The following is a 12,058-nucleotide window of genomic DNA, read 5'->3' on the forward strand; positions in this document are numbered from 1 at the left end:
GCAGAAAAGAATGAAGATAACTGAGAGACGTATGACGAAATCGATAGGTGTCGGCCAGGCACATAGCAAGATTATTTTAATAGGTGAGCATGCGGTTGTTTATGGCTATCCAGCTATTGCCCTGCCCCTCCTTCACATTCAGGTCACTTGTCAGATTGTACCTGCGGAGCGTCCGTGGGTCCTTTTTGAGAATGACAGCTTATCGATGGCCGTCTACGCTTCCTTAGAGTATTTGGGGATTGAGAAGGCAGCCATCGCTTGCCGGATTGACTCCATGATTCCAGCTCAGCGGGGGATGGGCTCCTCGGCTGCTGTCAGTATCGCGGCAATTCGGGCAGTCTTTGATTATTTCAAGCGGGATTTGAGTCAAGAAACCTTGGAAATCTTGGTTAATCGAGCAGAAATGATTGCCCATATGAATCCAAGTGGGCTGGATGCCAAGACTTGCCTAAGTGATCAGCCGATTAAATTCATTCGCAACGTCGGTTTTAGTGAGTTAGAAGTTGATTTAGGTGCCAAGCTGGTCATTGCAGATACAGGTATCCATGGCCATACCAAAGAAGCCATTCAAAAAGTCAAGGACTTGGGAACAGTGGCCCTTGCTAGTTTCCATGAAATCGGCCTCCTCACCGAGCAGGCAGAAAAAGCCCTTGCTCAAAAAGATGCTCCCACCTTGGGACGTATCTTAACAGACTGCCATCATCATTTGCAGGCAGTGGGAGTGAGTTGTCCAGAAGCGGATCAACTGGTGGAACTAGCATTAGCGAGTGGAGCCTTGGGAGCCAAAATGAGCGGTGGTGGGCTCGGTGGTTGTATCATTGCCCTTGCTGCAGACCAGGAACAAGCAGAAATCATCGCAAAAGAACTAAAAAATAAAGGAGTGGAGGAGTTATGGATCGAAAGCCTGTAAGCGTGAAATCGTATGCCAATATCGCCATTATTAAGTATTGGGGCAAGGAAAACAGTGAAGCCATGGTGCCATCAACTAGTTCCATTTCCTTGACATTGGAAAATATGTATACAGAGACGCGTCTCAGTCCTTTGGGTGCCGAGGCCAAGGCCCATGCCTTCTACATAGATGGGGTCTTCCAAAATGAAGCGGAGCAGGCCAAGATTGGAGCAGTCATCGACCGCTTTAAACCAGAAGGGGAAACAGGCTTTGTGCGGGTTGATACCAGCAACAACATGCCGACAGCTGCAGGACTTTCTTCTAGTTCCAGTGGCTTATCTGCCTTGGTAAAAGCCTGCAATCGCTATTACCAACTGGGAATGACGCAGGCAGAACAAGCTCAAGCGGCTAAGTTTGCCTCCGGTTCGTCTTCTCGTTCCTTCTTTGGCCCCTTAGCTGCTTGGGACAAGGATACTGGGGAAATTTACCAGGTGGAAACGGACCTCAAACTGGCTATGATCATGCTAGTGTTAAACGACCAACAAAAAATTCTTTCTAGTCGGGAAGGGATGAAACGGTGCACGGAAACCTCTACCAATTTCCAAGAATGGATCCGCCAGTCAGCCCGGGATTACCAAGATATGCTGGGTTACCTGAAGGACAATGATTTTGAAAAAGTAGGGGAATTGACCGAACGGAATGCTCTTCTCATGCATTCTACAACCAAGACTGCAAGTCCAGCCTTTTCCTATTTGACGGATAAGAGCTACGAGGCCATGGAGTTCGTGCGCTCTCTTCGTGAAGAAGGGAAACGTTGCTACTTCACCATGGATGCAGGTCCGAATGTGAAGGTTCTCTGTCTAGAAGAGGATCTGGACCAATTGGTTCCACTTTTTGAACAAGACTACCGTATCATTGTCTCCAAGACCAAGGATTTATCCCATGAAGATTAAGAAAGAAGTTCGTGCAGGTGGGAAGCTGTATGTCGCTGGGGAATATTCTATCTTAACTCCTGGACAAACAGCCATCATTCAGTTTATCCCTATTTACATGCAGGCAGAAATCCAACCAGCATCTACTTATCGGATTCAGTCGGACATGTTTCCTTTTGCGGTTGATTTGACTCCGAATACGGACTATGCATTGATCCAAGAAACCGTGCATCTGATGAACGCCTACCTCCAGTCACAAGGAGTAGCGATTTCTCCCTTTGATTTACGTATTGGGGGGAAATTTGAGCGAGAGGGTAAGAAATTCGGAATTGGCTCTAGTGGCAGTGTGGTCTTGTTGACCCTCAAAGCCATGGCAGCTCTTTATGATTTCCCCCTGCCTGCAGACTTGCTCTTTCGTTTGGCCTGTTTGGTCTTGATTCAGCGTGGTGACAATGGGTCAATGGGAGACCTAGCTTGTATTGCCTATGAAGGCTTGGTTAGCTACCGCTCTTTTGACAGACGGGCGCTGGCTGATCAATTACAAGATCAGGATCTGGACCAGGTCTTAGCCCTTGATTGGGGATATGAAATCCGGCCTCTTTCCCCTCAGTTGTCCTATACTTTTTTAGTGGGTTGGACCCAAGAACCTGCTATTTCAAGGGACTTGATTAACCAGGTTCGTTCAGCTATTGATCCTGTCTTCTTAGAGGGGACGGAGCAGGCTGTACAAGACCTCTTAGTGGCCTTTCAAGAAGCAGACAGAGACTTAGCCTGGTCCTCTATCGGTCGGGCTAGTGACTTACTTCTATCTCTTAATGAGGTAATTTATACCAAAAAACTAGCCCAATTAAAGAGGGCAGAAGAGGGGTTAAAGGTCATTGCAAAATCCAGTGGCGCTGGAGGAGGAGATTGTGGAATCGCCCTCGCATTTGAGGAGGCTGCTGCCCAAGAAATCGTCAGACGCTGGCAAGAAGCAGGGATTGATTTATTATATTCAGAAAGGATGGGAGAGTATGACGACCAACCGAAAGGATGAACATATTCGTTTGGCCTTGGAACAAACTCCGGGTTACAATAGCTTTGATGAGGTTGAGTTGATTCATTCCTCTTTACCAACTATCGATTTAGATGAGGTGGACTTGACAACTCATTTTGCGGGTCGTGATTGGGACTACCCTTTTTATATCAATGCCATGACAGGTGGCAGTGCCAAGGGGGGAGAAATCAATCGGAAGTTGGCCCAGGTGGCAGAAGCCTGTGGTATTCTCTTTGTGACAGGTTCTTATAGTGCAGCTTTGAAGGATCCTCAGGATAGCTCCTATCGAGTCAAGGACCTTCATCCGGACCTACTCTTTGCGACCAATATCGGGATTGACAAACCGCTTGAATTGGGCATACAGACGATTGAAGAGACCCAGCCCCTCTTTCTCCAACTCCATGTCAACCTCATGCAGGAGCTTCTCATGCCCGAAGGGGAACGAAGCTTTAGAAACTGGCAAGGCCATTTAGCAGGTTATGCAAAGCAACTTCCAGTGCCCTTGGTGCTAAAAGAGGTCGGTTTTGGTATGGATGCCGGAACTATCCAAAGAGCTATCGAACTAGGTGTCAGGACAGTTGATATTTCTGGTAGAGGTGGGACCAGTTTTGCCTATATCGAAAACCGTCGGGGAGGCAATCGCTCCTATCTCAATGACTGGGGACAAACAACGGTCCAAGCCCTACTTGGGGCTCAACCACTGATGGATCAGGTCGAGGTTCTCGCCTCTGGTGGCGTTCGTCATCCCTTGGATATGATCAAGGCACTGGTTCTAGGAGCCAAGGGGGTCGGTCTTTCTCGGACCATTTTAGAATTGGTAGAGACAAAGCCGATTGACGAGGCCATCGCCCAAGTCAATGCTTGGAAAGAGGATTTACGCCTGATTATGTGTGCCCTTTCTTGTCAGACAATTGCCGATTTAAGAAAGGTTCCCTATATTCTTTACGGACGAGTAAAAGAAGGACACGAACAAATCTCTTCCATCCATGATTAACTTGAAGAAACTAGCAAAAATCCCTCCGTTTACACGGAAGGATTTTTTACTTACTTTGACGAATTTCCTCTAAAACAGCTTGGGCTTTTTCCAGGTTAAAGGGTTTGTCCTCTAGCAATGCTTGCACCACCGGAGCCACCTCTGACGGAGTAGCTCCAGCAAGTAGGGCGAGTGACTTAGCCTGGAGTTTCATATGCCCATGTTGAATACCGGTGCTGACCAAGGCCTTAAGCGCTGCAAAGTTTTGAGCTAGGCCAACGGATACAATAATCCGTGCAAGAGTCTGGGCGTCAGGATTTCCAAGTAGTTCATGAGCCACTTGAACACTTGGATTGAGTCCGATGGAGCCTCCCTTGGTAGCGATAGGCATGGGAAGGGTCAGCTGACCTTCTAGGACTTGCTGTTCTGGATGATCCATCCAGTTAGATAGTCCTAGAGCTTGTCCGGATCGACTGGCATAGGTATGGCCACCTGCTTCAATCGCCCGCCAGTCATTTCCAGTTGCTAAGACGACAGCATCGATGCCATTGAAAATTCCCTTGTTGTGAGTCGCTGCTCGATAAGGATCAACAGCCGCTAATTGACTGGCCAGAGCTATTTTCTGAGCAATTTCGGCAGCTTCCTTGGGATCACGACTGAGAAAGCGGTAGTCTATGTGACACCTTGCAGTGACGAGGGCATCTGTTGCTAGGTTGGACAAAATAGCCATTAAGCCTTGGCCCCCGGATAACTCTTCTAAAGGGTCGACCAGAGCTTCCAACATGGTGTTGAGCATGTTAGCCCCCATGGCTTCTTTTGGATCAACGGATAGGTAGCAAATGAGAAAGTCACCTTTCACCTCTGTCCAGAGATCTCGTGCCCCACCTCCCCGTTTAACGATGGAAGGATAGGCTTGATTGGCCAGTTGGAGCAGTTCTTCTTTAGCTTCTGTAATCGCCTGACTGGCCTTTTCTTTATTGCTGACATCATAGAGAGCCACTTGCCCAATCATTTGACGCTTGTGAACCTGGGTCTGAAACCCACCTGAACGCTTGATCAACCCTGCAGCATAAGAAGCAGCAGCAATGACAGAGGGTTCTTCCGTCACCATTGGGACCTGAATTTCCTGATCATCTATCTGGAAGCCAGGAGCTATACCAAAGGGCAAGGCTAAGGTGCCGAGGACATTTTCGACCATTTCATTGGCAAGAGAAAGGGGCAATGTGTCATTGTCCCTTACTGTTTGTAGTCCTTCTTCTGAAAGGAGTCCGGCCTGAGCCAGTTTCTCGATGCGCTCTGCTGGACTTGCTTTTGAAAAACCAGTTAATTTAACCATGGTGTTCTACCTTTACATAGGTTCGTTGGTGTTCGTTGATTTCTGATAAGGCATAGGTTTGATCTTGGTAACCTTGGAAGGTTTGATTGCCTTCAGCATCTAATTGTGCCTCTTCAAAGAAGATCTTCTCATATTCGGCAATCGTAAGAGCTTTTCGCTGATCCAATTCTGCCATACGATTTGGATGGAGCATTTGCTCAAATCCTTCGACTAAGTGAGCACTAAAAATTTCAGCGACTGCGCCACTTCCATATCCATAGAGGGCGATGCGGTCGCCAGCCACTAGTTGAGGCTGATTCTCTAAGAGAGAAAGCAAACCTAGGAAGAGGGAACCTGTATAGATATTCCCAACCTTTTGGCTGTAGAGAATGGATTGTTCAAAATTGTATTGCAATTGGGCTTGTTTCTCAGGAGAAAGACTCTTGTCAAGAATCTTTTTTAAGCCCTTGAGGGCGAGCTTGGGATAAGGAAGGTGGAAGCAGACCGCCGCAAAATCATCCAAGGTTAAGCCAGTTCGTTTTTGATACTCTGTCCAAGTTGTTTTCAGGCAATCCAAGTACTGTTGGGTCGAATAAATCCCATTGACAAAGGGAGTGCTGGAATAGTTAGGACGCCAGAAATCCATGACGTCACGGGTCTGAGCTACATTATCATCATTAAAGGCTAGGATACGTGGGTTCTGCGTCACTAGCATAGCGACAGATCCAGCTCCTTGAGTCGGTTCTCCAGGGGTGTCGATCCCATATTTTGCAATATCGCTGGCAATGACCAAGACCTTGCTCTGTGGGAACTTTTCAACATGAAGTTTAGCATAGTCCAAAGCGGCCGTTGCAGCATAGCAGGCTTCCTTCATTTCAAAGCTCCGAGCAAAGGGTTGGATTCCTAGGAGACCGTGAACGAAAACAGCAGCAGCCTTACTCTGGTCAATTCCTGACTCGGTCGCAAGGATGACCATATCAATTTCTTCTTTTTCTTCTTCGGTTAAAATACTATGGCTGGCACTTGCTCCAAGTGTGACGATATCCTCTGTAATAGGGGCAATACTCAGTTCTTTCAATAAGAGCCCTTTACTGAGTTTTTCTGGATCAGTATTTCGAGCAGCCGCTAGCTCACTTAAGCGCAAGACATACTGGCTGGTCGCAAATCCAATCTTATCAATACCGATTGTCATAAATAACCTCTTTTAATTTGATATCTACTAGTATATTTCGTTACTATTTTACCATATTTGAGAGCAAAACTCCCTTGAAAAAGCCAGAACAGTCTGGAAATCATTCTTAGGACCGAGTTGGGCAAGGGGATTTTTTGAAAAAAAGAGGACGAAAAACAAAAAAGGCTGGGACAAAAGTCCTAGCCTCTCAATTGTCTTTGGATTGTCGAGCAAGACGCAGTGGTTGAGTGGGCTCTACTACGCTGAATTCATCAGCTTTTACAGCCCTACTCAACTGTGCGGAGGTGGGACGACGAAATCGAATTCTAACGAATTACCGATTTCTGTCCCACTCACTTCAACTCTTATGCTTGCTTATCTTTCTTAGGGTTACTCATAACCCGTATGAAGAGTTCTTTGCATTTGTCTCTTAGAACATTTTCGTAGAAGACGATTAAAGCGATGTATACAATCAGAAAGTTCAAGGTCAGATAGAACAAGTCAAATGAATTACGGGCATAGATAGTCGCTGATTGATAGGAGGGGAGGGCTCCTAGGATCATCCAAGGAAGATACTTGATATACTTGTTTAGCATCATACAGCACCTCGCATACTTTAAAGGATTTGTTTTTTCACTATCATTGTACTCCTTTTAAATAAAAATGCAAGCGATTACATAGATAAGTTTTGAAAAACCAATGCTAGTTGGCATTGGTCATTTTTCTTTTTTGATGGCGTTGATAAGAATGGTAGAGTTTCAAGACGACAGACCCGCTAGCCATCCCGATAGAGATGACCAAGGCTAGAATAACCACCAAGGTTACGCTGGTCATGGCTTGCCGATATTGGCCGCTAACAAAGAAGGAGGTGGTCCGATAGGAAATATATCCAGGAACCAAGGGAGCAAGAATAGCCAGCATAAAGACAACGACAGGTGTCTTATAGATAATACTTAAAATTTGACTGATACAAGAACCCACAATCGCTGCAATAAACGTCGCGACAATAACATTGGTAGGTCCTTTCAAGATATAGTAGAGCAACCAGATAGCCATTCCTAGAACTCCTCCAGGGACTAACATCGAGCGTTGCACGTTGAGGACGATTAAAAAAGTGATGATGGCAATCAAACTAGCCACCGCTTGGATTAAAAATTCGATTAGATTCATGATTCTATTTCATAAGGACAAGAGCGACGGTCGTTCCGGCACCAAGGGCAAGAGTAATGAGCAGGGTCTCAAAGAGTTTACTCATCCCAGAGTTGAGGTGGTTGTTCATCAGATCCCTGACGGCATTGGTCATGGCAATCCCAGGAACGAAAGGCATGACACAACCGGCAATAATGAGATCAGTATTGGAAGGAAAACCACTATATTGAGACCAAATATGGGCCAAAAAGCCAAAGACAAAGGCTGCTGCAAAAGCAGTGGCAAAAGGGATGCGCACGTATTTCTCAACTACTAGAGAGAAAGCAAAGGCAAAGACGGTCGCAATACCTGCTCCAATCGCATCATAAAAATTCCCGCCAAACATAATAGAGAAAAAAGGGGCACTAAGAGTAGCCGCGATGGTTAACTGCAGATTGGTATAAGGGACTGCTTTCTGTTTCAATTGGCTCAAGGCTTGGTAGGCTTCTTCGAGATTGATGTGCCCAGAGACTAATTGGCGAGAAATCTGATTGACATCACAGACCTTCTCGATATTGTAATTGGTCCGCAGGATCCGCTTCATCCGCGTGATATTGGCATTTTCGATTGAAAAGAAAATAGCGACTGGCATCGCTAAGGCATTGCAATCATCGATTCCTTGAGAATGAGCAATCCGGATCATGGTATCCTCCACTCGATGGATTTCAGAACCACTCTCTAAAAGGAGGGTTCCTGCCAACATGAGGACATCAATCACGCGGTCCATATCTTTAGACGCTTCCATTGTTCTTCCTGTTCTGTTAATAGATTGCTTCCATTATATCAAAATTTCACTGATTTGTACTAGTGTTACCACGGATTTAGTCAAGACAGGACAAGAAAAAACCAGCCGTTTCCGACTGGTTTGAAAAATCTATTTGAATCTTAGCTCAATGCATCATCCATAGAAAGAACTTCGTGGAAGACACGTTGTGTCAATTCAGTTTTTTGTTCTGGAGTGAGGTATTTAGTGTTTACACAGTATCCAGAGATACGAACGATAACATCTTCACCGCTCATGATCTTTTCGTAAACGTCTGACAAGTCCATAACGTTCAAGTTAACGTGTTGTCCACCGTTTTCGAAGTATCCATCAAGGATAGTTACCAAGTTGTCTACTTGTTCGTCACGAGTTTTACCAAGAGCACGTGGTGATACTTGAGTTGTCAATGAGATACCGTCAGCTGCGTAACCAAAGTCAAGGCTAGCAAGTGAGTTCAAGTTTTGCAACCATCCACCTTTCGCTTTGTTAGATGGGTTAGCACCTGGTGAGAAGAATTCTAATTTGCTTGTGTTCACAGAACCATCTTCGTTGAGGAATACCCCTTTGTGGACTGGTGAGTTACCAGTTTGTTTAGAGTAAGCAACGTTAGAAGTGATAGTCAAAAGTGAAACTGTAGCTTCAGCGTTCTTGTAAAGTTTGTGGCTGCGAAGACGAGTAGTGTAAGCTTCGATCAACCATTCTGCCAATTCGTTAGAACGTGGGTCATCTTCACCCCAACGTGGGTATTCACCGATTGTTTCGTAATCGTAGATGTAGCCATCTTCGTCACGGATTGGTTTAACAGTAGCGTATTTGATTGCTGACAAAGTATCAACAGTGTTAGCGAATCCACAGATACCGAATCCCATGTTTGCGCGTTGGTGAGTTGGCAAGAAGGCCATTTGAACAGCTTCGTAGTTGTACTTATCAGTCATGTAGTGGATGATGTTCAAAGCATCTACGTAAGTGTCAGTCAACCAGTCAAGTGATTTTTCGAAGTTTGCTTTAACAGATTCGAATTCAAGAACTTCGTCACGGATAGGATCGATGTCAAATACTTTGTAGTCTTTATGAACGTCGTCGTAACCACCGTTCAAACCAGTAAGAAGAGCTTTAAGCACGTTTACACGAGCACCGAAGTACTGGATGTTGTGGCGTTGTTCTTCATTTTCTGGGTCAAGTGGAGATACACAACATGAGATACAGCTCATTTCACCGTATCCGTCTTTAGCCATAGTAGTTACACCTTCGTATTGGATAGAAGAGTGTTTGTGGCTCATATGCATACAGTAGCGACGGAAGCTGTATGGCAATTTGTCAGTCCAAAGAACTGTCAAGTTTGGTTCTGGAGAGTTACCGATGTTGTCCAAAGTGTTCAAGAAACGGAAGTCCATCTTCGTAACACGGTGACGTCCGTCGTTACCCATACCAGCCATAGAAGTTGTGATGAAGGTTGGGTCACCTGAGTACAATTGGTCGTAAGCTTTTGTACGAGCAAATTTAACAGTACGCAATTTCATAACGAAATCATCAACGAATTCTTGGATTTCAGACTCAGTGTAAGTACCACGAGCCAAGTCACGTTCAGCGTAGATGTCCAAAACGATTGGCACACGTCCAAGAGAAGTAGCAGCACCGTTGATCACACGGCAGACAGCCATGAAGGCGATGTTTGTCCATTGGATTGCTTCTTTTGTATCGAAGGCAGGACGACGTACGTCTACACCATAAAGGTCACCCAATTTAACAACTTCTTGAAGTGCTTGGTATTGAAGGTTTACTTCTTCACGAAGACGGATTGATTCTTCATCGATTTCAGTGATCGCATTCCAGTCGTTTGCTTTTTCAGCCATCAAGTAGTCAGCTCCGTAAAGGGCCAAACGAGCATAAACCCCGATGATACGTCCACGTGAGTATGCATCTGGAAGACCAGTTACTGTGTGAGCGTGACGTGCACGACGGATGTTTGTAGTATAAGCACGGAAGATACCGTCGTTAACTGTTGTTACATATTTAGTGAAGATTTCATGCACAGCTGGATCTGGCTCATATCCATTTTCTTTCAAAGTAGTTTCCGCCATACGGATACCACCACGAGGCATGAAGTTCAATTTGAACAATTCATCGTTTTGGATACCGAAGATCACTTCGTTTTCTTTGTCGATGTATCCAGCTGCGATATCAGCGATAGAAGTTGGACGAGTATCGTATGGGAAACGAGTTTCTTCGTAGTGTGCTTTTGTTTCTTCAACAATCTTCTTGATGTGAAGAGAACGTTCAGTTGGTCCAGCTAGGAAGCTTTCGTCTCCATCATAAGGAGTGTAGTTAGCTTGTACAAAGCGTGAGACGCTGGCTCTTTCTTTCCAGTCTTCCCCTTGGAAGCCTTCCCAGGCTTTGTCAAAAATGTCTTGTGCTTCAACAACTGTTTTAACAACCATGTTTAAATCCTCTTATATCTTTCTAGCAACAAATCTGTTGCACTTACAATAGTAGTATACCACATAGAAATCGGTTTCACAAAGGGAATAGCAAAAAGATTTTGGATTCTTTTATAATACAGAACAGCACAGATGAATAAACTGTATTATATTTTTGTCTTGAGGAAAGTAAAAATTAGTAGGAAAAAATCGGTGATAGGGATATAATGAAAGAGGAGGTTGCCCATGCTCATATTTCCTTTAGTAAATGATACGAGTCGTAAAATCATTCATATCGATATGGATGCCTTTTTTGCGTCCGTTGAAGAGCGCGACCATCCTGAATTGAAGGGAAAGCCTGTCATCATTGGCCATGATCCTCGTTTGTCTGGCGGAAGAGGAGTGGTATCGACATGCAATTACGAAGCCAGAAAATATGGGGTCCATTCGGCTATGAGTTCCAAAGAGGCCTATGAACGGTGTCCTCAGGCAGTTTTCATCCCTGGCAACTACGAGAAGTACCAGGCTGTCGGTCTCCAAGTCAGAGAAATATTTAAACGCTACACCGATCTGATTGAGCCCATGAGCATTGATGAAGCCTATCTGGATGTGACCAACAATAAGCTTGGTCTTCAGTCTGCTGTCAAGGTAGCTCGCTTGATTCAGCATGATATTTGGAATGAATTGCACCTAACTGCTTCTGCTGGAGTTTCCTACAATAAGTTTCTTGCAAAAATTGCCAGTGATTACCAGAAGCCTCGAGGACTGACCGTCATTTTACCCGAGCAAGCTCAAGACTTTTTAAGTCAGCTGGATGTAGCTAAGTTTCATGGTGTGGGAAAGCGGACAGTGGAGCGACTTCATGATTTGGGAATTTATACTGGTGCAGATCTCTTAGAAGTGCCGGAAATGACTCTCATCGATCACTTTGGTCGCTTTGGTTTTGATCTCTATCGAAAGGCTCGGGGGATTCATAATAGTCCGGTTAAGAGCAATCGCATTCGCAAGTCCATTGGGAAGGAACGCACCTATCGAAAATTGCTGGTGGCCGAGGATGATGTGCTAAAAGAACTAGCCAACCTATCTGAAAAGGTAGCGAACAGCTTGGCCAAGCATCAGAAAACCGGCAAGACCTTGGTGCTCAAGATTCGTTATGCCGATTTTACGACCCTGACCAAGAGACGAAGTTTAGAAGAAGCAACCAGAGACCCAGAAGTCATTCAAAGAGTAGCCCAGGAGCTCTACCAGAGCCTAGAAAGTAACTCCTCAGGTATTCGCCTTTTAGGGGTGACCCTCACTAATTTTTCTTCCGAGTCTCAGGAATCATATGAAGGATTTCTAATAGAAGAAACCCCGTAGGTATACTTGACCTAC

At 45.2% G+C, this 12,058-nt stretch carries 11 protein-coding genes; 5 read left to right on the top strand and 6 right to left on the bottom strand.

Annotated features, from left to right (window positions below; genetic code table 11):
• The first annotated feature begins 31 nt into the window (after window positions 1-31).
• The 4 genes from mvk to fni are packed head-to-tail and all read left to right on the top strand — an operon-like array spanning window position 32 to window position 3,851.
• Window positions 32-910 (top strand): mevalonate kinase, encoded by an 879-nt coding sequence (gene mvk / locus ACOXXR_RS01165; protein ID WP_048715759.1) that lies wholly within the window; start codon window positions 32-34, stop codon window positions 908-910.
• On the top strand, window positions 892-1,842 hold the full coding sequence (gene mvaD / locus ACOXXR_RS01170; protein ID WP_445278578.1) for a diphosphomevalonate decarboxylase: 951 nt from the start codon (window positions 892-894) through the stop codon (window positions 1,840-1,842). Before mvk ends, mvaD begins: the two co-directional genes overlap by 19 nt.
• The gene (locus tag ACOXXR_RS01175; RefSeq protein WP_023027282.1) at window positions 1,832-2,857 is read left to right on the top strand and encodes a phosphomevalonate kinase; all 1,026 of its coding nucleotides are present in this window, start codon (window positions 1,832-1,834) and stop codon (window positions 2,855-2,857) included. Before mvaD ends, ACOXXR_RS01175 begins: the two co-directional genes overlap by 11 nt.
• Window positions 2,835-3,851 carry a type 2 isopentenyl-diphosphate Delta-isomerase gene (gene fni, locus ACOXXR_RS01180; RefSeq protein WP_125334966.1) on the top strand — a complete coding sequence of 339 codons (1,017 nt, stop codon included), beginning with the start codon at window positions 2,835-2,837 and terminating at the stop codon, window positions 3,849-3,851. Before ACOXXR_RS01175 ends, fni begins: the two co-directional genes overlap by 23 nt.
• A 46-nt stretch (window positions 3,852-3,897) precedes the next feature.
• On the opposite strand, the gene ACOXXR_RS01185 is transcribed toward fni, so the two are convergent.
• The 6 genes from ACOXXR_RS01185 to pflB form a co-directional block, all read right to left on the bottom strand.
• Window positions 3,898-5,166 (bottom strand): hydroxymethylglutaryl-CoA reductase, degradative, encoded by a 1,269-nt coding sequence (locus ACOXXR_RS01185; protein WP_125334964.1) that lies wholly within the window; start codon window positions 5,164-5,166, stop codon window positions 3,898-3,900.
• Entirely contained in the window at window positions 5,159-6,337 is a 1,179-nt protein-coding gene (locus ACOXXR_RS01190; RefSeq protein ID WP_154857270.1) for a hydroxymethylglutaryl-CoA synthase, read from the bottom strand. The genes ACOXXR_RS01185 and ACOXXR_RS01190 overlap by 8 nt, the downstream gene beginning before the upstream one ends.
• A gap of 344 nt (window positions 6,338-6,681) precedes the next feature.
• On the bottom strand, window positions 6,682-6,912 hold the full coding sequence (locus ACOXXR_RS01195) for a hypothetical protein (RefSeq protein ID WP_023027278.1): 231 nt from the start codon (window positions 6,910-6,912) through the stop codon (window positions 6,682-6,684).
• A gap of 106 nt (window positions 6,913-7,018) precedes the next feature.
• Window positions 7,019-7,486 (bottom strand): threonine/serine exporter family protein, encoded by a 468-nt coding sequence (locus ACOXXR_RS01200; RefSeq protein WP_023027277.1) that lies wholly within the window; start codon window positions 7,484-7,486, stop codon window positions 7,019-7,021.
• A gap of 4 nt (window positions 7,487-7,490) precedes the next feature.
• Window positions 7,491-8,249 (bottom strand): threonine/serine exporter family protein, encoded by a 759-nt coding sequence (locus tag ACOXXR_RS01205; protein ID WP_006595565.1) that lies wholly within the window; start codon window positions 8,247-8,249, stop codon window positions 7,491-7,493.
• A gap of 140 nt (window positions 8,250-8,389) precedes the next feature.
• Entirely contained in the window at window positions 8,390-10,705 is a 2,316-nt protein-coding gene (gene pflB / locus ACOXXR_RS01210; protein WP_023027276.1) for a formate C-acetyltransferase, read from the bottom strand.
• A gap of 225 nt (window positions 10,706-10,930) precedes the next feature.
• Here pflB and dinB point away from each other — a divergent pair, with 225 nt between their 5' ends.
• Window positions 10,931-12,043 carry a DNA polymerase IV gene (gene dinB, locus ACOXXR_RS01215; RefSeq protein ID WP_445278579.1) on the top strand — a complete coding sequence of 371 codons (1,113 nt, stop codon included), beginning with the start codon at window positions 10,931-10,933 and terminating at the stop codon, window positions 12,041-12,043.
• Window positions 12,044-12,058: the final 15 nt, after the last annotated feature.

This window comes from Streptococcus sp. KHUD_013 (assembly GCF_052588545.1).

What these genes read in the sequence shown, in the direction of transcription:
- mvk (WP_048715759.1), top strand. Translation starts at nt 32, where the DNA reads ATGACGAAATCGATAGGTGTCGGCCAGGCACATAGCAAGATTATTTTA.
- mvaD (WP_445278578.1), top strand. Translation starts at nt 892, where the DNA reads ATGGATCGAAAGCCTGTAAGCGTGAAATCGTATGCCAATATCGCCATT.
- ACOXXR_RS01175 (WP_023027282.1), top strand. Translation starts at nt 1,832, where the DNA reads ATGAAGATTAAGAAAGAAGTTCGTGCAGGTGGGAAGCTGTATGTCGCT.
- fni (WP_125334966.1), top strand. Translation starts at nt 2,835, where the DNA reads ATGACGACCAACCGAAAGGATGAACATATTCGTTTGGCCTTGGAACAA.
- ACOXXR_RS01185 (WP_125334964.1), bottom strand. Translation starts at nt 5,166, where the DNA reads ATGGTTAAATTAACTGGTTTTTCAAAAGCAAGTCCAGCAGAGCGCATC.
- ACOXXR_RS01190 (WP_154857270.1), bottom strand. Translation starts at nt 6,337, where the DNA reads ATGACAATCGGTATTGATAAGATTGGATTTGCGACCAGCCAGTATGTC.
- ACOXXR_RS01195 (WP_023027278.1), bottom strand. Translation starts at nt 6,912, where the DNA reads ATGCTAAACAAGTATATCAAGTATCTTCCTTGGATGATCCTAGGAGCC.
- ACOXXR_RS01200 (WP_023027277.1), bottom strand. Translation starts at nt 7,486, where the DNA reads ATGAATCTAATCGAATTTTTAATCCAAGCGGTGGCTAGTTTGATTGCC.
- ACOXXR_RS01205 (WP_006595565.1), bottom strand. Translation starts at nt 8,249, where the DNA reads ATGGAAGCGTCTAAAGATATGGACCGCGTGATTGATGTCCTCATGTTG.
- pflB (WP_023027276.1), bottom strand. Translation starts at nt 10,705, where the DNA reads ATGGTTGTTAAAACAGTTGTTGAAGCACAAGACATTTTTGACAAAGCC.
- dinB (WP_445278579.1), top strand. Translation starts at nt 10,931, where the DNA reads ATGCTCATATTTCCTTTAGTAAATGATACGAGTCGTAAAATCATTCAT.